This is a genomic window from Gammaproteobacteria bacterium, from assembly GCA_028817255.1.
GTDB lineage: Bacteria > Pseudomonadota > Gammaproteobacteria > Porifericomitales > Porifericomitaceae > Porifericomes > Porifericomes azotivorans.
In genome coordinates, this window is record JAPPQA010000026.1 from 18,573 (window position 1) to 38,871 (window position 20,299).

At 61.9% G+C, this 20,299-nt stretch carries 18 protein-coding genes and 3 tRNA genes; 9 read left to right on the forward strand and 12 right to left on the reverse strand.

The annotated features are described in order from the left end of the window. Window position 1 precedes the first annotated feature (1 nt). Entirely contained in the window at window positions 2-862 is an 861-nt protein-coding gene (locus OXU43_01160; protein ID MDD9823782.1) for an A24 family peptidase, read from the forward strand. Window positions 863-900: 38 nt separating this feature from the next. Next, window positions 901-1,536 carry a dephospho-CoA kinase gene (coaE, locus tag OXU43_01165; protein ID MDD9823783.1) on the forward strand — a complete coding sequence of 212 codons (636 nt, stop codon included), beginning with the start codon at window positions 901-903 and terminating at the stop codon, window positions 1,534-1,536. Here coaE and OXU43_01170 read toward each other — a convergent pair. The 4 genes from OXU43_01170 to OXU43_01185 form a co-directional block, all read right to left on the reverse strand. Then, window positions 1,526-2,179, reverse strand: a complete 654-nt coding sequence (locus OXU43_01170) for a thiamine phosphate synthase (GenBank protein ID MDD9823784.1) — start codon at window positions 2,177-2,179, stop codon at window positions 1,526-1,528. The genes coaE and OXU43_01170 overlap by 11 nt on opposite strands. 190 nt (window positions 2,180-2,369) lie before the next feature. Beyond that, a complete protein-coding gene (gene argJ, locus OXU43_01175) occupies window positions 2,370-3,584 on the reverse strand; it encodes a bifunctional glutamate N-acetyltransferase/amino-acid acetyltransferase ArgJ (GenBank protein MDD9823785.1) in 1,215 nt (404 codons plus the stop codon). A gap of 9 nt (window positions 3,585-3,593) precedes the next feature. Next, on the reverse strand, window positions 3,594-6,299 hold the full coding sequence (gene secA / locus OXU43_01180) for a preprotein translocase subunit SecA (protein MDD9823786.1): 2,706 nt from the start codon (window positions 6,297-6,299) through the stop codon (window positions 3,594-3,596). Between the two features lie 76 nt (window positions 6,300-6,375). Next, window positions 6,376-7,341 carry a M23 family metallopeptidase gene (locus OXU43_01185; protein ID MDD9823787.1) on the reverse strand — a complete coding sequence of 322 codons (966 nt, stop codon included), beginning with the start codon at window positions 7,339-7,341 and terminating at the stop codon, window positions 6,376-6,378. Between the two features lie 28 nt (window positions 7,342-7,369). Here OXU43_01185 and OXU43_01190 point away from each other — a divergent pair, with 28 nt between their 5' ends. Continuing rightward, complete coding sequence (locus tag OXU43_01190; GenBank protein ID MDD9823788.1) at window positions 7,370-7,846, forward strand: DciA family protein; 477 nt, start codon at window positions 7,370-7,372, stop codon at window positions 7,844-7,846. A gap of 39 nt (window positions 7,847-7,885) precedes the next feature. Here OXU43_01190 and lpxC read toward each other — a convergent pair whose 3' ends face one another. The 8 genes from lpxC to ccmB all read right to left on the reverse strand — a co-directional run bounded on the left by lpxC (window position 7,886) and on the right by ccmB (window position 14,902). After that, on the reverse strand, window positions 7,886-8,800 hold the full coding sequence (lpxC, locus tag OXU43_01195; protein MDD9823789.1) for a UDP-3-O-acyl-N-acetylglucosamine deacetylase: 915 nt from the start codon (window positions 8,798-8,800) through the stop codon (window positions 7,886-7,888). Window positions 8,801-9,045: 245 nt separating this feature from the next. Next, a complete protein-coding gene (gene ccmI / locus OXU43_01200) occupies window positions 9,046-10,341 on the reverse strand; it encodes a c-type cytochrome biogenesis protein CcmI (protein ID MDD9823790.1) in 1,296 nt (431 codons plus the stop codon). Between the two features lie 2 nt (window positions 10,342-10,343). Beyond that, a complete protein-coding gene (locus OXU43_01205) occupies window positions 10,344-10,847 on the reverse strand; it encodes a cytochrome c-type biogenesis protein CcmH (protein ID MDD9823791.1) in 504 nt (167 codons plus the stop codon). Window positions 10,848-10,901: 54 nt separating this feature from the next. Beyond that, the gene (locus OXU43_01210) at window positions 10,902-12,866 is read right to left on the reverse strand and encodes a heme lyase CcmF/NrfE family subunit (protein MDD9823792.1); all 1,965 of its coding nucleotides are present in this window, start codon (window positions 12,864-12,866) and stop codon (window positions 10,902-10,904) included. Further along, entirely contained in the window at window positions 12,863-13,297 is a 435-nt protein-coding gene (gene ccmE / locus OXU43_01215; protein ID MDD9823793.1) for a cytochrome c maturation protein CcmE, read from the reverse strand. Before ccmE ends, OXU43_01210 begins: the two co-directional genes overlap by 4 nt. Continuing rightward, the gene (gene ccmD, locus OXU43_01220; GenBank protein ID MDD9823794.1) at window positions 13,294-13,452 is read right to left on the reverse strand and encodes a heme exporter protein CcmD; all 159 of its coding nucleotides are present in this window, start codon (window positions 13,450-13,452) and stop codon (window positions 13,294-13,296) included. The genes ccmE and ccmD overlap by 4 nt, the downstream gene beginning before the upstream one ends. Continuing rightward, a complete protein-coding gene (locus tag OXU43_01225) occupies window positions 13,449-14,201 on the reverse strand; it encodes a heme ABC transporter permease (protein MDD9823795.1) in 753 nt (250 codons plus the stop codon). The genes ccmD and OXU43_01225 overlap by 4 nt, the downstream gene beginning before the upstream one ends. Further along, a complete protein-coding gene (ccmB, locus tag OXU43_01230) occupies window positions 14,201-14,902 on the reverse strand; it encodes a heme exporter protein CcmB (GenBank protein ID MDD9823796.1) in 702 nt (233 codons plus the stop codon). The genes OXU43_01225 and ccmB overlap by 1 nt, the downstream gene beginning before the upstream one ends. A gap of 557 nt (window positions 14,903-15,459) precedes the next feature. On the opposite strand from ccmB, the gene OXU43_01235 reads away from it, so the two are divergent. The 6 genes from OXU43_01235 (at window position 15,460) to OXU43_01260 (ending at window position 20,209) form a co-directional block, all read left to right on the forward strand. Then, window positions 15,460-17,823: a cytochrome C gene (locus OXU43_01235; GenBank protein MDD9823797.1), complete on the forward strand. Its 2,364-nt coding sequence runs from the start codon at window positions 15,460-15,462 to the stop codon at window positions 17,821-17,823. Continuing rightward, complete coding sequence (locus OXU43_01240; GenBank protein MDD9823798.1) at window positions 17,816-18,220, forward strand: Rap1a/Tai family immunity protein; 405 nt, start codon at window positions 17,816-17,818, stop codon at window positions 18,218-18,220. Before OXU43_01235 ends, OXU43_01240 begins: the two co-directional genes overlap by 8 nt. A 64-nt stretch (window positions 18,221-18,284) precedes the next feature. Continuing rightward, on the forward strand, window positions 18,285-19,421 hold the full coding sequence (locus OXU43_01245) for a putative porin (GenBank protein ID MDD9823799.1): 1,137 nt from the start codon (window positions 18,285-18,287) through the stop codon (window positions 19,419-19,421). Window positions 19,422-19,844: 423 nt separating this feature from the next. Further along, window positions 19,845-19,927: transfer RNA gene (locus tag OXU43_01250), tRNA-Tyr, on the forward strand. A gap of 55 nt (window positions 19,928-19,982) precedes the next feature. Continuing rightward, window positions 19,983-20,053, forward strand: a tRNA-Gly gene (locus OXU43_01255). 80 nt (window positions 20,054-20,133) lie between these two features. Beyond that, window positions 20,134-20,209 (forward strand) — tRNA-Thr (locus OXU43_01260). Window positions 20,210-20,299 lie beyond the last annotated feature (90 nt).

The following is a 20,299-nucleotide window of genomic DNA, read 5'->3' on the forward strand; positions in this document are numbered from 1 at the left end:
GCTGCCGATTTTCTCTTTTTTCGTTGCAAATCCCGGCGCCTGGGTCGGCGCTTGCGCCGTGCTGGGTCTGATCGTTGGCAGCTTCCTCAATGTCGTGATTTATCGGTTGCCCGGCATCCTGGAACGGGACTGGGAGGCGCAGTGCCGCGAACTGCTTGACTTGCCGCCGGCAGGCGCCGGGAAACAGCCGTACGGCCTGGTCGTTCCGCGTTCGTTCTGTCCGGCATGCGATTACCGTATCCCCGCCTGGCAGAATATTCCCGTGTTGAGTTACCTGCTTCTGGGAGGGCGCTGTTATGCCTGCCGTAGCCGCATCCCGGTACGTTATCCGCTGGTGGAATTGGCGGGCGGGGCCGTCGCGGCGCTGGCCGCCTGGCGTTTCGGCTTTGGCGGGGAGGCCTTGCTGGCGGCGCTTTTCGGCTGGTCCCTGCTCTGTCTGGCCGTAATTGACCTGAAGCACCGTCTGCTCCCGGACGTTATTACCCTGCCGCTGCTGTGGCTGGGGCTCGCGGTCAACCTGGGGGGCGTGTTCGCCGGCCTGGATGCCGCGGTGAAAGGCGCCATTGGCGGGTACCTGGTTCTGTGGCTGTTGTTCCACGCTTTTCGGCTCTGTACCGGCAAGGAGGGGATGGGGTACGGCGATTTCAAATTGTTGGCGGCGACCGGAGCCTGGCTCGGTTGGCAATCGTTGCCGCCGGTCCTGTTTTTGGCCGCCTTGCTGGGCTCCTTGGCGGGGGTCGCCATTGCCTTGCGGAACCGCTTCTGGGACCGGGATATGCAGATGCCATTCGGCCCTTTTCTGGCCCTGGCGGGATGGGTTGCCTTGCTCTGGGGGGAGGGCATCCGCTGGACGGGGATGTAACCGAACGGCGGCGCCTGCGTTCCGTACTGCGCATCGGTATGACCGGGGGCGTAGGCAGCGGGAAAACGACGGCGGGGGAAATGTTCTGTTCCCTGGGGACACCCGTGATCGATATGGATCGGATCTGCGCGGATTTGCTGGTCCGCGGGCACCCCGTAGCCGGCCAGGCGGTCCGTAGTCTCGGGACGCAGATCCTGTCCGGGGACGGCCGAATCTCGCGGCGGCGACTGCGCCGCATTGTTTTGCAGGACAAGGAAAGCAGGCGGAAACTGGAAAGGCTCCTGCATCCGCCGGCTTTTGCCCGGGTGGAGAGGCTATTGCGCGGCTTGTGCGCGCCGTACTGCATTGTCTGTATCCCGCTCTTGGTCGAAACAGCTTCGGCGGGCCGATTTGACCGGGTCCTGGTTGTTGATTGCAAACCGCGACTTCAGCTTGCCCGGGCCTGCAAGCGGGGGCGGGTTCCCCGCGATGCGATCCTTGCGATCATGCGCATTCAAGCCAGGCGCGAACAGAGGCTGGCCCTGGCAGACGAGGTGATCGATAACGGCGGCGGTATGGATGCGCTGCGCGAGCAAGTGCTGCGTTGCCATAGCAGGTATCTTTGCTATTTTGGCCGCCGGCGCCTTGTGCCGGGCATCGGCGCGACCGGCGACCGCGTTCTACTTAGGGCGTGAATGTCTCGGCGGCGGGCGGCGGGTTCCGGCAATTGCGTATCGCCAGCGCGGGGTCCGGCGCCTCCCAAACTCCGCCGCACATGGCAATGCCGTGCCCTCCGCATTGCCGTGCCGCGGACAGGTCGGTGGGGCGCATGCCTCCCAGCGCGTAGGCAGACGCATGGGCGCGGTCCGCCAGGCGGCGAAACCCGTCCCACCCCAGCGGCGGGGCGCCGGGATGCGTGGCCGTGGGCAGCACCGGGGACAGTAAGACCAAGTCCGCTCCCAGTCGGTTCGCCTGTTCGACCTCGGTTGCGTTGTGGCAGGAGGCGCCCAGCCAGCCGCCGGGATGCGTGACCGGCCGCCAGAGGCGTTCTCCCGACAATTGCAGTCCGGCGTCGGGCGGCAGGGTTCCCTCCCGGCAATGACGGGAGTCTAGCAGCATGGCTGCCCCGTGTTTTCGGCAGCTATCTGCCGCCCGGGCGGCCAGGAGCATGTACTCACGGGCGGCCAGGCGGCGGGAACGGAGATAGAGCAAGCGCAGGCCGCCGCACAGGCATAGCTCCAGTCTCTCCAGGAACCGATCGCACCGGTCACGGGAAAGATCCGGAGTGACCGCGCACAGGGCAGGCAGCCGTTCCGGGCGGGATTGTTTATCGGCCATGGGGCGCATGGCGGCGGCAGCAAAAGGCCGCTATTTTGCCGCTGTCCAATAAGGTCTCCGCCGCCGCGAAAGAAAGCCGCGGGACTGTCGCAATGGGAGGTTTTTGGATGTCTTGGATTGCGTCGGGGATTGCAGGCAGCGGAGATGGGGCGGTCGCGGGCATGGGAGTTCCCATCTGGGGCGGGCGGATTCAGGCCAGGTATTCTGCGTTGATCCGGATGTACTCGCGGCTCAGGTCGCAGGTGCTTATTTTGGCGGCCGTACGTCCGCGCCCGAGATGGATGACGAACCGCAGGTGCTTCTGGGCCATGAATTGCTTCGCCTTTGCCTCGTTGTAGCGCGGAGAAAGGCTGCCCTGTTCCACAACCGGGAGATCGCCGAGGAACAGGTTCACTTGTCCGATATCGAGCGCATTCAGGCCAGAGCGCCCCACCGCCGCCAGGATTCGCCCCCAGTTCGGGCTCCCTCCATGGCAGGCCGTTTTGAACAGCGGAGAGTGCGCGATCAGGTATGCCACCCGCAGGCATTCTTGTTCGTCGCGGCCGCCTTCTATGCGGATATCAATTATGCGCGTAGCGCCCTCGCCGTCCTCGACGATCGCTAACGCCAGGTGTTCGCAGGTTCGGGTAATGGCGGCCGCGATCCTTTCGCTGTTTCGGTCCCATCTCCGAATCTCCGGGCCGCCGCCGCGGGCGGTGGCAATCAGGACCGCGGCATCGTTGGTAGAGGTATCTCCGTCCACGGTAATGCGGTTGAAGGTCTTCCCGGCTGCCCGTTGCAGCATGTGCCCCAGCAGGTTTTTTTCTATGTGGGCGTCAGTAGCGATGAAGGCCAGCATAGTCGCCATGTCGGGGCATATCATCCCCGCGCCCTTGGCGATGCCGGTCACCGTGATCTCGGTGCCGCCCAGGGTCAGTTTTTCCGAGTATCCCTTGGGCGCCCGGTCGGTGGTCATGATTGACCGGGCCGCCTTTTTCCATCCTGCTTCCTCCAGGGATTGCAGGCAGGCCGGCAACGTTTTGCAGATTTGGGACACCGGAAGAGGCTCTCCGATTACCCCGGTGGAGAAGGGCAGTACGGCTTCTACGGGGCAACGACGGGCATGCGCCAGGGTTGCGCATACTTTCCGGCAGTTTTCGAGCCCCGCCTCTCCGGTGCCCGCATTCGCATTTCCGGCGTTGATCACACAGTAACGCGGCGATGCCAGCGCCAAGTGACGCCGCGCTATCGTTACCGGGGCCGCGGCGAAGGCATTGCGCGTGAATATGGCTTGCAACAAGGCGCCGTCCTCAATGGCGATTACCGTCAGGTCTGTCCTGTCCTGGCGCAAAGCCTGTGCGGAGGCCACCCCCAGGCGCACCCCCGCCACGGGGTGGAGCGGGAGAGCCGTGTCGGGTTCATCCATGCCGCGCGCTCACTGGGTCCCCGCTTGGCCGTGGCAGTGCTTGAACTTCTTCCCGGAACCGCAAGGGCAGGGCTGGTTGCGCCCAACCTTGCGGTCCCGGCGCACATAGGGTTCCCGGCCGCCGGCGGGCATCGTCTGGGCGGGGTGCAGGATATCCGGGGCGGCTTGGTGTACGGCCTGTATCTGGTGTCCTCTGCCCGGCTCTTCCCTGGCAGGCGTCGCCGCGGCGGGCAGTTGCTCCTGTTCTTCGGGAGGCCGGAATCTGAGGTGTGTCAGGAATGCGGTGGTGTCGTGCTTGATCCGATCGAGCATGTCCACGAACATGTTAAACGCTTCGTTTTTGAATTCTTGTTTGGGATTCTTTGCCGCATAAGCCCTGAGGTTGATTCCCCGGCGCAGGTGGTCAAGGGTTTGCAAATGATCCCGCCAGTTGCGATCCAGCACGTCCAGCAGGATCTGTTTTTCCACCTGTTTGATCAATGCTGTGGGTATGTCCTTCGTCCTGTGGCAATATTCTTCTTCGATGCGCTCCTGTATCTGCCGGCGAATCGTATCGGGGACAACCGAATTCTCCTCCTCCAGCCAGCCGCGAATATCCAGGGTTATTCTGAATTGCTGTTGCAGCGCTTTGGACAGTCCCTCCGTGTCCCACATCTCAATGGGGCTGTCCGGCGGGATATGGGCATTGACGATTTGAGAAGCCATATCCGTGCGCATGTCGAGCACGATGGGAGAGAGATCCTCCGCGTCCATGATATCGTTTCGCTGCCCGTAGATGACCTTTCTTTGTTCGTTAGCTACGTCGTCGTACTCCAGCAGGTGTTTGCGGAGATCGAAGTTATGCGCCTCTACCTTGCGCTGGGCGTTTTCGATCGCCTTGGTGACCCACGGGTGCTCTATTGCTTCCCCTTCCTGCATCCCCAGCTTCTGCATGATCGCCGAGACCCGTTCGGATGCGAAGATCCGCATGAGGTTGTCTTCCAGAGAAAGATAGAAACGGCTGGAGCCCGGATCTCCCTGTCGTCCCGAGCGACCGCGCAATTGGTTGTCTATGCGGCGTGATTCGTGGCGCTCCGTACCTATGATATGCAACCCCCCGCTGGCCACTACCAAGTCGTAGCGTTCCCGCCATCGTTTCTGGATGACTTCGACCTCCGCCTCTCCGGGATTTTCGAGGCCCTTGATTTCTATGTCCGGGTTGCCCCCCAGGACAATATCCGTTCCCCGCCCCGCCATGTTGGTGGCGATCGTGACACTCCCCGGCTTGCCCGCCTGGGAGATGATCTCTGCCTCTTGGGCATGGTGCTTGGCATTCAGCACCTGGTGAGGGATCCCTTCCTTTTTCAGCAGCGAGGAAATGTGTTCGGAGACCTCTATGGAAGTGGTGCCCACCAGTGTCGGCCGGTTGTGCGACCGGCATTCCTTGATTTCTTCCGTGACCGCTTCGAATTTCTCCCTTTCCCGCAGGAAAACCATGTCGCCGAAATCTTCCCGGATCATTTTTTTGTGAGTCGGGATGACGATGACTTCAAGCCCGTAGATCTGCTGGAATTCATACGCCTCGGTGTCCGCCGTGCCCGTCATTCCCGCGAGTTTCCGGTACAGCCGGAAGTAATTTTGAAAGGTAATCGTGGCGAGATTATGGTATTCCGTCTGTACCGGCACTTGTTCCTTGGCTTCGACCGCCTGGTGCAGCCCCTCCGACCATCTCCTGCCGGGCATGGGACGGCCGGTGAACTGATCGATAATTACCACTTGGTTGTCCCGGACGATGTAATCTACATCGCGCTTGTACAGGAGGCGAGAGCGCAGACAGGCGTCCAGGTAGTGCATCAACTGCAGGTTGTCGGCCGTGTATAGGCTTTGACCGGCACCGATGAGCCCGGAGGCGACCAGCAGTTCTTCCACGCAGGTATGCCCTGCCTCGTTCAGGTGTACCTGCTTGCTTTTCTCGTCGAGTGTGTAGTTTTCGGAAGCAAGTTTCGGGATCAGGCGGTTGATCTCGGTGTAGAGTTCGGTTTCCTCCTCCGCCGACCCGGATATGATCAAGGGAGTGCGCGCTTCGTCAATGAGGATGCAGTCCACCTCGTCAACGATCGCGTAATGGAGTTCCTTCTGGGTTCTTTCGTCGCTGTGCCGCACCATGTTGTCCCTTAGGTAATCGAACCCGAACTCGTTGTTGGTGCCGTAAGTGATGTCTGCCGCGTAGGAGCGTCTGCGCTCGGCGGGCGGCAGGTCGGGGACGATAGTTCCTACTTCCATGTTCAGAAATCGGTAAACGTCTCCCATCCATTCCGCATCGCGTCGAGCGAGGTAGTCGTTGACGGTGACGATATGGACTCCATTGTTCGGCAGGGCGTTCAGGTAGGCTGCCAGGGTGGCTACCAAAGTCTTGCCCTCGCCTGTTCGCATCTCGGCGATCTTTCCCTGGTGCAATACCATGCCGCCAATCAATTGCACATCGAAGTGGCGCATATCAAGAGTGCGTCTCGCGGCCTCGCGCACGACGGCAAAGGATTCCGGAAGCAATCGGTCCAGCGTCTCTCCCTGTTCCAGGCGTTTGCGGAACTCGGTCGTTTTTTCCCCGAGTCGGGAGTCGGACAGGGAGCGTAGCTTAGGCTCCAGTCGGTTGATGGTTGCCAGGGCCGACGAGAACCGCATCAACAGCCGCTCGTTCCGGCTGCCGAACATTTTTTTTAATAACCCGCCGATCACGATGGCGACGCCCGCATGCCCATGCGGTTAAGGGAACGGAGGAAGGAAAAAGAGGGCAGGCTCCAGGGAGGGAGGCTTACTGCAGGGAAAGAATGTATTCCCTGGGATTTACCGGGACTCCGGCGCGCAGCACCTCAAAGTGCACATGCGCGCCAGTGGAGCGGCCGGTCGAACCCATGAGAGCGATCGGTTGGTGTTTTTTCACTAACTGTCCTGCCCTGACCAGGTTTTTCTGGTTGTGCGCGTATAGCGTCCTGTATTCGCCGTGCTCGATCTCCACCAGGTTTCCGTATCCCTGGTAGCGTCCGGATCGGGTCACAATCCCTGATGCCAGCGCAATGACCGGAGATTTGTACTTGCCGGTGATATCGATCCCCGAGTGAAACTCGCGTCTTCCGGTGAAAGGGTCGGTCCTCATGCCGTATCTGGATGAGATCCACCCGTTGGGCACGGGGCTTCCCGCGGGAGTGGAGCGGTCTTTGAGAGTTTTTCGCATCAGGAACGCTTCGATGGCGTCCAGCTTGTCTTCGCGGTCCTGGAGTCTCCGTTCCAGGCGGTTGAGAGCGGCCATCAGGTCTATGGCGCCGTCGCCGAAGGCGCGGGAGTATTGCTCCGCGCCCAGAGGTCCTCCCAGGCCCACCGGGGCATTCCAGTCGAACTCTCCCGGCTCAAGGGCGGCCATGTCGGAAAGTCTTGTGCCCAATGCTTCCAGGCGGAGCACCCTTCCCTGCAGGCGGCTTAGCGACACGCCTATCGCTTGCAATTGTCGCGTCGCTTTTTCCCTGGCCTCCACGACCGCCGCGCGCCCGCGGTGAATTTCGTCTCTCAGGACAAGGTCCATCCCTTCCTCGTGCAGGGATACGGAGGCCGCGGCATTTTGCTGCTCCTGGTTGACGTAGGACCGGACTCCCCATGAGAAACATGCGGTTGCCAATGCGGCCAGCAATGCGCCGAACACGGACAGGGAGAAGAGCATGCGCCCCCATCCCAGCGTGATCGTTTTGCCGCATTTTGCCGGGCCGGATAGAATTACTAGCTGCATAACGTTCTTATTATACTACAATCGAAGCATGAATGACGTTCCCGAGGCGCTCTCGCATTTCCTGTGCTCGGCCCCTTCCCCGGAGATCCGGAAGACACGCCAGTGTCTGGAACGCTCGCGGGCCATACAGGCGGACCTGAAGCGGCTCTTGCCCGCATCCCTGGTGCCGCATTGCACTGCCGTCTCCTGGCCCGAACATAACACGCTGCTGCTTTCCGCGGATGCGCCCGCCTGGGCCCTGCGACTCAGGTTCCTGTTGCCTCGCATCATCCGGCATATGGCCGGCGTCGCTCTGTACGATGGCCTGCACGCGGTGCGGATACGGACGGCCCCCAAGAGGCCCCGCGTGTACGGCGCTTCGGCCTGCCGTCTCTCGCGGACACTCGGTATTGATGCATCCGTTGCCGGGCGCTTGCGCGCTTTGGCTTTCGAGGTTGCCGACCCCGCGTTGCAACGCTCCTTGGAACGATTGGCCGGTCGTCGCCCCGATTCGGGAGACATTTGAAGATATGCCGGGCACGTCTCGTTTCGGTCCTTGCGCCGCTTAGGTGGCGATGATCGGTTGTTGTAGAAAGCGAAGAGGTACGTCCCTTTCGTCTTCGAAGGTAACCAATTCCCAGGCATCCCGGTCGGCGAGCAATAATTTGAGCAGCTCGTTGTTCAACGTGTGTCCCGACTTGTGCCCTCGAAAAGAACCGATGAGGCTGTACCCCAGGAGATACAGGTCTCCTATCGCATCCAGGATTTTGTGTTTGACGCATTCGTTCGCCGAGCGCAGGCCGTCCTCGTTGAGGACGCGGTACTCATCCACTACCACTGCGTTGTCCAGACTGCCCCCCTTCGCCAGGTTTTCTTCCCGAAGTTTTTCGACTTCGCGCAGGAAGCCGAAGGTCCGGGCGCGGCTGACCTCCTGCACGAACGAGGTCGCAGAGAAATCGAATTCGGCAAAGGAGTTGCTTTCGTTGAAAGTAGGATGATCGAACTCGATCGAGAACCCCACCTTGAAGCCGTTGAACGGCTCAAACTGTACCGATTTGTCCCCGTCTCTCTCGACGATTTTCTTTTTGATCCTCATGAATTTTTTGGGTGCGGCTTGCTCCCGGACGCCTGCCGACTGAATCAGGAACACGAAGGGCCCGGCGCTGCCGTCCATGATGGGGACCTCGTCCGCGCTCAGGTCCACGTAGGCGTTGTCAATTCCGAGTCCGGCAAATGCAGCCATCAAGTGCTCTACCGTGGATACGCGCCCCCCATCTCGCGCCAGCGTCGTGGACAGGCGGGTATCGCCGATATTTTCGCAGCGGGCCGGGATCTCTCTCACCGGCTCCATATCCGTTCGCCGGAATACGATCCCGCAATCGGGAGGAGCGGGGCACAAGGTTAACAAGACCTTCGTGCCGTTATGGAGACCTACTCCGGTGGCCCGGATTACGTTTCTGAGTGTGCGTTGTTTTATCATATTTCGGACCCTACATAGGGTTGGTTTTCCCCGTTTTCCGTACGGGCTGCGCCTTCCCTTTGTTTATGCCGTTTTCGCAGGCCGCCGACGGACTGCCAAAAATCTTTCTCGAAAGACTGAAAAAAGCCGCGCCCCGCCGGCTTTTGCCAGTAATCTAAGGTAGAATCCGGCTTATGTCAAGTTTCTACTTTGGTTTGACGGTTTTCGCTTTGGCTTGACGGAAAAAGTCCGTATCTCTTTTGTTTTCAAGGGATCGTCTGGTCAATCACCAAGTCCAGCGTCGCCCCCGAACCGGGGACGGCATCCGCGGGCCCGGCCTGCAAATCCCCGCTTTGCGGCCTGGCGTTTCCCGACTTCGAGACCCGCGCGCTTACCTGTACGCGGCGGAAACTGGAAAGGCGAGCGGTCGGCATCACCGAGGCGCTGTCGTCCAGGGTTACTTCCAGGGGCAGGTCGTCCACTCGCCGCCGCGTTGCCGCTACCGGCATGGGCGGCCCCTCCGGCGCCCGCGCGAATACGAATACGGTGTCGCCGGGGTCGGTAGCGGCAAGCAGGGAAGGAGCAATGGAGATTCGTACCTGAAGCGCTCCGGCATGAGCTTTGGCGGCGGCATCTGGAGAGGCGGCCCTGGTTGCCTGGGGCGCCGCGGGCGGCGCAATGGCCTCGGCAGGGGCCTCGGCAGGAGAATCCGCGGCCGGGGGTTCCCCGCCCGAGCGTTGTTCCACATGCGCGATCATGCGTTCCAGTCTGGCAAGCGCCTCGGGTTCGTTCCGTAAAAGCTCCGTGAGTTGTCGCCACCGATCCAACGCCAGGGGGAAATCCCCCGATTCGAGCGCAACCAGCCCTGCCAGCCATAGCCCGTCCGCATTGCCCGGCTCCAGCGCCAGCGCCCGTTCTACCAGTTCCGCGGGGCGCCCGGTCAACTGGCCGTTATTCGCCATGCTGAGCGCGTTTGCGTACTGCAACAGGACTTCGGGGCGGTCTCCCCCCGTCAGGGAGTATGCTTGTTGCATTGCCGCCACGGCCTCGGAATAGCGTTCCAGGGTCATGTAGGAACGGGCCAGCAGCATCCAGTCGGCCAAGTCCCCCGGCTGTTGCGCAAGGCGCGCCGCCAAGGCCGCCACCATTTCTTCCACCGAAGGCAGCTCGCTTTTCGGGGCGGCGGCGTCCGGAACGGAGAAATCCGGGTTTCCCAGCTTGAAATACAGGCCAAACACCAATGCCGGCAACAGACCCGCGAGACAGTAGGCCGACCACAGGAGGCGCGGCGGCCGTTTTTGCCGCTCCGGGCCCGCGGCGGCAGCGGCCTTGAGATCGCGCAGGAATTCCCGCTCAATCTCCAGGCGCATCGCGGAGAATTGCTCCTCGGCCAGCGTTCCCAGCCGCAGGTCGCGGTCCAGCGCGGAGATGCGGTCCTGGTAAATCGCGCGCAGGGCCCGCTCGCGGCTTCGTTCCTCCCCGCCCCGGCGGGGGCTCAACAGGCCGTAGAGCGCCGCCGCCAACACCGCCATCAGCAATATGCCGGCATAGAACCAGAACATTTCTAATCGGGGCTTTGCCCGCCGGAGTCGTCGCTCAGCAAGGTTTCCAGCCGGTTGCGTTCCTCGGGCGCCAATTCGGGTGCGGACTGTGCCGCGCCGCGGTGCGCGGCGAAGCGCAAGACTGTCGCTAAGCCGCCCAGTAACAGGAGAAACGGGGCGAACCAGAGGAAATAGGTGGAGATTTTCAAGGGGGGGCGGTACAGGACAAAGTCCCCGTAGCGCTGCACCAAGTAATCGGCAACCTGCCGGTCGGTATAGCCCTCCTGCAACAGGCGATATACCTCGTCGCGCATGTCCTGGGCGAGGTCCGCGCCGGAATCGGACAGCGATTGGTTCTGGCACACCAGGCAGCGCAGTTCCTTGAGCAGGGTCTGGTAGCGCTGTTCCCGCTCGGGATCCTCGAAGGTGCGGGGCAGATCCGCGGCAGGAGACGCGGAGGAGAATGCGAGCGCCAACAGCAGGAGCCGTCCCGCGCGTCCCGCGAAGCGGGCGGCGCTAAGCCGCATTGTTCGGCAGGCCGCCGGCAATGCGAGCGGATTCGCGTAGCGAACGAAGCCGCTTCAAGCTTGCGTTCCGGTGGCCAGGGGCAAGCCCTGCGGCAGGTTGCGCCGTCGCCAGGCTGTCCGGTACCGGGGATCGGAGAGCGCCAGCGTTCCCCCCAGGCCCATCACCAGCGCCCCAAGCCAGATCCAACGCACCAGCGGCTTGTAGTGCAGGCGAACGCTCCAGGCCCCGTTCCCGAGCGGTTCCCCCAGCGAGACGTAGAGATCGCGCAACAGCCCGCCGTCTATCCCCGCTTCGGTCATCACCGCGTCGCGCACCGAATAATTGCGCTTTTGCGAATGCAGCACGACCAACGTCCGCCCTTGGCGGGCAACGTGAAACTCCGCTTCCGTGGCGCGGTAATTGGGGCCGGGGACGCTCCGTAGCGCAGCCAGTCGGAATTCGTAACCGGCCAGCATCGCGCTGTCCCCGACCGCCATGCGCTTATGCGCCTCGTCGCTATGCAGGCTGCTTACCAGGATGCCGCACATGGTGACCGCCAGCCCCATATGGGCCAGGCACATTCCGTAGAAGCCGCTGGACAGGTTCTGGCGACCGGCGGCAAGCCGCAGCCGCAACGTTTGCAGCGTGCCAAGCGCGATCCAGGCCGCCATGCCCGCTCCGCAGGCTGTCGGCAGGACCCGGTCCTCCGTCAGCAGCGCCGCGCAGGCGACGCCTACCAGCACGCTTCCCCACAGCGCGGCGCGCAGGCGGGGCCACAAGGCGGAGGCCGCATCCGCGCGCCAGCGCACCAGCGGGCCCATGCCGACCAGCACGATCACCGGCGCCATCAGCGGCACGAATACGGCGTTGAAATACGGAGGACCTACGGACAGCTTGCCCATGCCCAGCACTTCCGCCGCCAGCGGGTAGAGGGTGCCAAGCAGGATTGTCGCCGTGCTGACCGTCAGAGTGACCGCGTTGACCAGCAGGAAGGTCTCGCGGGACATGGGCCGGAACTTTGGCCCGGCCGGCGAATTCGGCGCCCGCCAGGCGAACAGCGCCAACGCGCCGCCCACAAAAACGGCGAGTAATCCCAGGATAAACACCCCCCGCTCCGGATCGGTGGCAAAGGCATGCACCGAGGTTAGCACCCCGGACCGCACCAGAAAGGTCCCCAGCAGGCTCAGGGCGAAGGCGCAGATCGCCAGCAGCGCCGACCAGTTCCGGTAAACCCCTCGCTTGTCGGTGGCGGCCAGCGAATGGATCAGGGCTGTGCCGACCAGCCAAGGCATAAAGGATGCGTTTTCCACCGGGTCCCAGAACCACCAGCCTCCCCAGCCGAGTTCGTAGTAGGCCCACCAACTGCCCAGGGCGATCCCCAGCGTCAGGAACACCCAGGCGGCTATTGCCCAGGGGCGCGCCCAGCGCGCCCAGCCGAGGTCCAGACGTCCCTCCAGCAGCGCGGTGGCGGCAAAGGCAAAGGCCACGGCAAACCCTACATAGCCCATGTAGAGCATGGGCGGGTGGAAGATCAGGCCCGGATCCTGTAACAGCGGGTTGAGGTCCGCTCCGTCCGGCGGGGCAGGGAAATGCCTTTCGAACGGATTGGAGGTCAGGAGCATGAACAACAGGAATCCGACGCTGATAATGCCCAATATGCCGAGCAGGCGCGCGGCGAAGGCGTCCGGCAGGCTTCGGCTGAACATCGCTACCGCCAGCGTCCACAGGCCCAGCACCAGCGACCAGAGCAACAGGGAGCCCTCGTGCGCTCCCCAAACCGCCGAGACGCGGTAGCCCAGCGGCAGGGCGGAATTCGAATTCTGCGCCACGTAGAGCACGGAGAAGTCGTGGTTGACGAATGCCTGCGTCAAGGCGCCGAAGGCCAGCGCCAGGCAGACAAACTGGATCGTTGCCATCGGCCGGGCCACGGCCATCCACGGCGCGACGCCGTACGCCGCGCCCATGAGCGGCAGGATTGCCTGGATCAGCGACGCGCCCAGCGCCAGCGCCAGGCAGAACAGCCCCAGCTCGACGATCATGGAGGTTTGGCAGTGGATATGCCCAGCGCTTCGGCCACCTCTGGCGGCATATAATTTTCGTCGTGCTTGGCCAACACTTGGGATGCCTGGAACACGCCGTCTTCGCGCAGGCGCCCGTTGGCAATGATTCCCTGTTCCTCACGGAACAGGTCGGGCAGTACGCCTTCGTAGAGCACCACGATTTCCCGCTTCAGGTCCGTTACCGTAAAGCGTACGACAAGGCTGTCCTGGTCGCGCCGCACGCTGTCCTTTACCACCAGGCCGCCGACGCGGAAGTCTCTCCCGGAGGGCGCCTCTCCGGCCGCCACCTCCTGGGGCGTGTAGAAATACAGCAAATTTTCCTGAAAGGCCATGAGGATAAGCGCCGTACCCGCGGCAGTTGCGGCGAGGATCCCGCACACCATCCACTTCCGCCGGGTGCGCAAGTTCATGGATTTTTCCGGTTTCGCAGGAGGCGCAATGCCCGCCTCTCGCGCCAGGCGGGCACCAGCGCATTTAACAGCAGCACCGCCGCTGTCACTCCGTAAGATGCCCATACGTAGGAGGCGTAGCCTCCCATGGCAAGAAAATCACGCACAGTTGTCATCCCTGTGGCCCGGTTTCCCCCAGCGCCGCCTTGCGCACCCAGGCATGATTGCGTTCCCGGGTCAGGATGTCGCAACGCGCCCGGATCAGCAGGGCATACGCATAGTAGCACATGAAGCCCGCCGCCATGCACAGCAGCGGCGTCAGCATGCTGGCATGGATGGCGGGCGCGGCGAGACGGCTTACCGAGGCTCCCTGGTGCAGAGTATTCCACCATACCACCGAATAGTGAATGATCGGGATATTTACGATCCCCACCAAGCTTAGCACCGCCCCGGCGCGGGCCGCTGCCCTGCGGTCTTCGATTGCCGACTGCAACGCCATGTAGCCCAGGTAGAGGAACAGAAGGATCAACTCCGAACTCAGGCGCGCGTCCCATACCCACCAGGCGCCCCAGGTCGGTTTGCCCCAGATCGATCCGGTGACCAGCGCCAGGAAAGTGAAAGCCGCGCCCAGCGGCGCGCTGTTGCTCGCCACCACCTCCGCCAGCTTCAGTTTCCATATCAGCAACACTGCCCCGGCAGTGGCCATGACCATGTAAACGAATAGCGACATCCAGGCGCTGGGGACATGCACGTAGATAATGCGGAAGACGTCTCCCTGCAAATAATCCGGCGGCGCGAGCACCAGGCCCCCATACGCGCCGGCCGCCAACAGCAGCGCGCAGGCAAGTCCGAGCCATGCGCTTAATCGTCGGGAGAGAAAATAAAAATCCCGTAGCGACGCGTATTTGTAAAACCGTTGGAACATCAGCCGATCCGTACCCGCAGGGAAAGGGCGGCAGCCGGGGGCGCCAGTGCCAGGGCGAGGAGCAGCATGCCCCCCAGGAAATAGAATTCGGCAGTCGGCGCGCGGCCAGCCGCGGCATTTTGCACGGCTACGGTGGAGACGATCAACACCGGCACGTACAAAGGCAGGAGTAGCAGGGCGGGAAGGGCGCTGCCCTGCCGCAGGCCGACGACCAGGGCCATGGCCACCGCGCCGACCAGGCAGAGCGTCGGCGTGCCTATGATCAAGGTAAGCAACAGGGGCGCCAGAGCCGCGGCCGGCAGGCGCAGCAGTATCCCCAGCAGGGCCGCGGCCAGGAGCAGCGGGAGCCCGCTCAGTATCCAGTGCGATACGACCCGGGTCGCCAACAATACGCTCAGCGGATGGGGCGAGAGCAACCACTGGTCCAGCGTGCCGTCCTCGAAATCGGGACGAAACAGTCCATCCAGCGACAGGCAGACCGCGAGCAGGGCAGCCACCCAGACGATGCCCGGCGCCGCCTGCCGCAATAGGGCGCTCTCCGGTCCCAGGGCCAGCGGAAACAGGGCGCCCACCGCAACGAAGAATATCAGGGGGACGGCCGCTTCCGCGCGGCGGCGGGATGTCAGCAGGAATTCTCTAGTCAGCACTTCGAGACAGGCGCGGCCCAGCGAGGCGGCGGATGCGCCTGCCAAGGGCGCCATGTTTGCGGGCGCCCGGGCCTGCAAAGGCGCCCGTTCCCGGGGTTCCTCGCCGCGCGTCATTGTTCTGCCGCGAGCCGGTTCGCCGCGCCCGGGTCGCCGCATGGATTTTCCGCAACGGCGCCCCATTCGGGCAGAGGCTTGACAACCGGGAAACGGTCCATATAGCATTTCATGAACTACAATGATAAACGATAAAGCCCTGGGCATACGATAGAGATGCCGAACAGCATATCGTGGGGCACGATATGCGAAGCGTCGGTAGCGTATCTCCAGAGGTTCTATCGGTAAGTAGTGGAGGGCGCGCAATGACAGGCGACAGCTGTATTGCGTTGCGAAATCGTTCTTGGTTGGGGCGCTTTGCGCGGGGCGGCGCATTCGCATTCGGGAGAATTCCGCGGGCGTCGCGCGCGTGGGTGGTGGCCTGCCTTTCGCTTGCAACCCGGTGGGCCGGGTTGCGGTTGCCGGTTCCGTTGCGGTTGTCGGTTCCCGTTCGGCGGCGCCGGAACCCGCGGGCCTTGCTGTTGGGTTCCCATAAACGCCGGGGTCATTCCTGCCTTTTGCCCTGTCTTTTGCTGTTGCCGTTGCCGCTCTTTGCCGATGCGGCTCTGGCGGCGCCGGAAACCGCGCCGTCGCAAGGGGGATGTGTCAGCTGCCACCAGGGCATTGAGCCGTTCTCGGATTTGCAGGGCCCCATGATGGCCGCCATCATGGCCATCGGCAGGGCCAACCAGGACCCCCAGGGATGCGTGGTTTGCCATGGCGGGAATCCTGTTGCCGCGACCAAGGAAGAGGCGCACTCCGGGGCGCCTGTGGCGCTGAAAGAGGGCATAGGGCCACAGATGTTCTATCCGGATCCGGGCAGCGTATGGATTGCGGACCGCACCTGCGGGCAGTGTCATGTCGGTTATGCCGAACGCTTGACTAAATCCCTGATGAACACCGAAGCCGGAAAATTGCAGGGTAATTTATGGTCTTGGGGCATGCTGGACGATCACAAAGTGATCTGGGGCAACTACGCCATCAAGGACGAGGACGGCCCTGTTCCCAAGGTGGGCACGGATGCCTACAAGGAATACATGACGGCATACGTAAAATCGCACCCCGATCAAATGCCGAGCGAAATGAAGCAAGTGCCGGATGTCGATCTGAAGACGCTTGCCCAGCACCCGAATCAGGCCGGGTTTACGTACTCGCGCCAGCAATGCCAGCGTTGTCATGTGGGCGTAACGGGACGCGAGAAACGGGGCGACTACCGCGGCACGGGATGTTCGGCCTGTCATGTTCCCTATAGCAACGAGGGTTTCTACGAAGGGGGCGATCCGACCATCAGCAAGAAACAGCCCGGCAAGTTGCTGGTGCATCGGATGCAGGCGACCCGCAAGACCAAGGTCACGGTCGGCGATACTACCTACTCCGGCATCCCTTCGGAAACTTGCAATACCTGCCATAATCGCGGCAAACGGATCGGAGTGAGCTACCAGGGGATTATGGAGTTTCCTTACGGCAGTCCCTACAACGAACAGGGGGGCAAGCAGCCGCCGTTGCATACCAAGCAATATCTGTTCATTAAAGATGATCTGCATCATCAGATAGAAAGCCGGGAAGGCAACCCGAAGGGCGGTTTGCTGTGCCAGGATTGCCATACCACGATCGACATGCACGGCGACGGGAATTTGTTTGGGACTACCCTGGCCCAGGTTGAGATCGAATGTTCCGACTGTCATGGCACTCCCGATCGAGCCCCCTGGGAATTGCCGATCGGTTATGGCGAGGAGTTTCAGCAGCCCGTGTCGGCCAAGGCGCGCGGGTTGGCCGACAAGTTGACGCCTCATATGGCTATGGCGACAATCTACGATCCGGAAGATGGCTACCTTTTGACCGCGCGCGGCAATCCTTTCGGCAATGTGGTCAAGCGGGGCGAAAAGGTCGTCTTGCACTCGGCCTCCGGGCTGGATTTCGAGGTTCCCGTGCTTAAATCCATCAAGGAGCATGACTCGTGGAATTCCATTAATGGCAAGGTGGCGATGTCGCGGGTTTCCAAGCATATGGATAGCCTGGAGTGTTACGCCTGTCATGCGGACTGGGCGCCGCAATGCTATGGCTGCCACATCACTGTGGATTATTCCAAGGGGAAAACCGATATAGACTGGATCAGGAATGCCAACTCGCGGCGGCCCAACGGTTTGACCGTGGACAACGATTTGGGCACCAATGGGCTTCCGGGGCCCGGAAAGGTATCCGAGACTCGTTCCTACCTGCGGTGGGAGACTCCTGTGCTGGGAATCAACGGCGAGGGCCGCGTTAGCCCCATGATGCCGGGATGCCAGGTGGTTACCACCGTGATCGATGCGCAAGGGAAGACGGTAGTTTGGAATAAATCCTGGGAAACGCCCAAGGGCAAGGGGATGGATTATGCCGCGGTCCAGCCGCATACGGCGGGGCGCAAGGCCCGCACTTGCGAAAGCTGTCACAATAATCCGAAAACCCTGGGCTACGGGATCGAGGATGGCCGCTTCCTGAAGGGGTACGACAAAGGCTTTGTCGTAGATCTGGTGACGGCGGACGGGAAAGTGATCCCGCGGCAGTACCAGCAGCAGTCGTCTCCCGTGCCCGGCCTGGATCATGATGTTTCCCAAATTGTTACCCGGGATGGGAAGCAGTTGGTCAGCGTCGGTTCGCACTGGCCTCTGACCGGGCCGTTGCCGGCCAAGATGCGGGAAAAGATAGAGCGCACCGGTCTTTGCATGGGCTGTCACCAGGAGATGACCAACGAAGAAATCTGGCCCAAGGTTAACTCCGAAGGTTGGGTGGATAACGAGGAGCACCGGCAGGTGATGAACCGCGCATTGCACGAGTACGCAAAGTCCGCTCCTCTGGAGCGCGCGGATGAAGACAAGGGCGAAGACAAGGACAATGAATAGAAATCGCGGAGCGAAGGCCGTTTTCGGTTTCGCGGGTCTGTTGTTATGCCTGCTCGGGAGTTCTGCCCGGATATGGGCGCAGGAGGACACGGGAGAGGTTTCCGATTACACCGTGAGGCAGCTCCTTGCGCCGTGCACTGAGGGCGATAACGATTCCCGGTGGGGGGCCGTGGCCGAATCCGAGTGCGAACAATACATCAAGGGCTTTACCGATGCCCTGCTCATTTTCTCTGCCGACAGCGACGGTATTTGTTTGCCCGAGGCGGGGAACCGGCCGGATGAAATTCGCTGGGCCTTCATGAAGTGGGCCCACCGCCATTTTTCGGAGATCGACGAGTTATCCGCTGCCGAGGGCGTGCAAGCTACGTTGCAGGCATCTTTCGCCTGCGATAAGTAAGTAAATTTCGTTTTGCGGCCTTTGTTGAGGTTCTTCACGCCTTATGCGATTCATGACTGCCCCGATGCTCGCTGTTGCGACATTAACCGCAACCTTTTCTCCGGCGCAGCATACGTGGGCGGAAGAACCGGACCCCCAACTCCGGGTATCCGGAGATTTGCGGTTCCGCGCGGAATGGGATTGGGATTCGCGGCGCGCGAACGGCGCCAAGCGGGATGACCGGGGGCGCGCCAGAATTCGTGCCCGGATCGCTGTTCGGATCGACCCCAACGATCAGTTCGAATTTTTGACGCGATTTCGCACGGGTTCTCGCGCCAGCCAGCAATCGCCTCATGTCACGGTGGCCGATTTCAGCGGCAACCCTACCGGCACGCAGGAAGTCGTAATTGACAAGTGGTATGTGAAGGCAAAAGGCAAGGTGGCGGAGGCCAGGGCCTGGCTTTGGGGGGGGCGCAACAGCCTGCCATTTTGGAAGCAAAACGAACTGTTGTGGGACGATGACGTTACCCCGGCCGGCGTGGCAGGGGGCGCCGAGTTCGATTTGAGAGCGGGAAAGTTGGCGGTTGCGGCGGGTTACCTGTTGTTGCCGGACGGCATAGATCATTTTCACGGCAACGGGGTGCCGGTCCAGTTCGCCTATTCCGGGGGCCTCGAGGAGCTGCAATGGCATATGGCCGCTGGCGTTTTGCTTATAGACGGCGAGCCCGGCGCGCGTAATCTTCGCATGGGGAACGGCGCGCGAGACTACACGATCTGGAATGGTTCCCTGCAGGTCGTACGGAAGTTTCTAGGCGTTCCGGCTATTTTTGGCGCGGACGTATATAGCAACAGCGAAGGTTATTCCGCCGGGGAAATCGCGCGGGATTTTTCCGCGGCATCCGGAGTGGGCAAGGACGACACCGATGGCTTTGTGCTTTCGCTGCGGGTGAAGAACCTGGGCAACGAGGGGCAATGGCAGTTGGGATACTATTATGCGGATATCGAAGCCCTTGCGGTTCACGCATCCTACGCGCAGGACGATTGGATGCGCTGGGGTTCGAGTTCGCAAACGGATGCCAGCGATTTCAAGGGGCATGAATTCCGGGTCGGCTGGTCGCCGATGAAAAATTGGCAATTGCTGGCCCGGTTATACACCGTCGAGGCGCAAAACAGCCCGCAGGACGGAAACCGCTTCCGCTTCGATATCAACTGGAAATTTTGACCCGCGGCGTTCCCTCTGGCCGGCGTTTCCCCATGCCCGGGGGTCCGCCGTTGCCCTGCGCCTTCCCATTCCGATGAACCGGCCGGTGGCGGCGTATTCCTGCGCGGGGCGTGTTCCTGCGCGGACTGGGGCGGCCCCCGAACCGCCTGCGTGTAGGCCCGTGTAGGCTAATGAAGGGCTGCGTACAGGTCGTGCGCGGGACCGCGCATATGAGACAAAATCGCCGCCTCTGCCAGGCGGGCGTGAATCGGCCTGCGTTTGGGGCGCATTTCCGAATTCGGCGTTTTTCTTCCTAAATGCTTGTATTGTCAGTGATTTCTCTCTTTTTTCGTCGTCCGCGCGCGATATTCGGGCTGGGCGGGCCTCCGCTTTTGCGGTTGACAATTCCCCCGGAGCCAGGAAAAATGCCATGTTCGCCCTTCTGGAGGGGTACCCAAGCGGCCAACGGGGGCAGACTGTAAATCTGCTGGCTTTGTCCTTCGTAGGTTCGAATCCTACCCCCTCCACCGTCGGAGAGGCGCGTATTTTTTAAGACTCGGACGAGTGTTCTTGCCGAGGCATGCGGGTGTAGTTCAATGGCAGAACCTCAGCCTTCCAAGCTGAAGATGTGGGTTCGATCCCCATCGCCCGCTCGAGGGGCCCGCTTGAGCAGCGGCCGCAACGGTTGGCGGAGCGCTGGAGAGCGGGATGTGGGACGAAGCAGGTATAGCATGCCCATATAGCTCAGTCGGTAGAGCACTTCCTTGGTAAGGAAGAGGTCACCGGTTCAAGTCCGGTTATGGGCTCCAGAGACTAAGGGACAACGCAAAAGCACGGTTTAGGAGGGAAGGATGTCGAAGGCGAAATTCGATCGCAACAAGGCGCATGTGAACGTGGGC

Bases quoted from the DNA above. Each gene is read 5' to 3' on its own strand.
- OXU43_01240 (MDD9823798.1), top strand. From the start codon at position 17,816: ATGAATAGAAATCGCGGAGCGAAGGCCGTTTTCGGTTTCGCGGGTCTG.
- OXU43_01190 (MDD9823788.1), top strand. From the start codon at position 7,370: ATGAATGACGTTCCCGAGGCGCTCTCGCATTTCCTGTGCTCGGCCCCT.
- ccmE (MDD9823793.1), bottom strand. From the start codon at position 13,297: ATGAACTTGCGCACCCGGCGGAAGTGGATGGTGTGCGGGATCCTCGCC.
- argJ (MDD9823785.1), bottom strand. From the start codon at position 3,584: ATGGATGAACCCGACACGGCTCTCCCGCTCCACCCCGTGGCGGGGGTG.
- OXU43_01205 (MDD9823791.1), bottom strand. From the start codon at position 10,847: ATGCGGCTTAGCGCCGCCCGCTTCGCGGGACGCGCGGGACGGCTCCTG.
- OXU43_01185 (MDD9823787.1), bottom strand. From the start codon at position 7,341: ATGCAGCTAGTAATTCTATCCGGCCCGGCAAAATGCGGCAAAACGATC.
- OXU43_01225 (MDD9823795.1), bottom strand. From the start codon at position 14,201: ATGTTCCAACGGTTTTACAAATACGCGTCGCTACGGGATTTTTATTTT.
- ccmI (MDD9823790.1), bottom strand. From the start codon at position 10,341: ATGTTCTGGTTCTATGCCGGCATATTGCTGATGGCGGTGTTGGCGGCG.
- OXU43_01210 (MDD9823792.1), bottom strand. From the start codon at position 12,866: ATGATCGTCGAGCTGGGGCTGTTCTGCCTGGCGCTGGCGCTGGGCGCG.
- lpxC (MDD9823789.1), bottom strand. From the start codon at position 8,800: ATGATAAAACAACGCACACTCAGAAACGTAATCCGGGCCACCGGAGTA.
- ccmB (MDD9823796.1), bottom strand. From the start codon at position 14,902: ATGGCGCCCTTGGCAGGCGCATCCGCCGCCTCGCTGGGCCGCGCCTGT.
- OXU43_01245 (MDD9823799.1), top strand. From the start codon at position 18,285: ATGCTCGCTGTTGCGACATTAACCGCAACCTTTTCTCCGGCGCAGCAT.
- ccmD (MDD9823794.1), bottom strand. From the start codon at position 13,452: ATGACAACTGTGCGTGATTTTCTTGCCATGGGAGGCTACGCCTCCTAC.
- OXU43_01170 (MDD9823784.1), bottom strand. From the start codon at position 2,179: ATGGCCGATAAACAATCCCGCCCGGAACGGCTGCCTGCCCTGTGCGCG.
- coaE (MDD9823783.1), top strand. From the start codon at position 901: ATGACCGGGGGCGTAGGCAGCGGGAAAACGACGGCGGGGGAAATGTTC.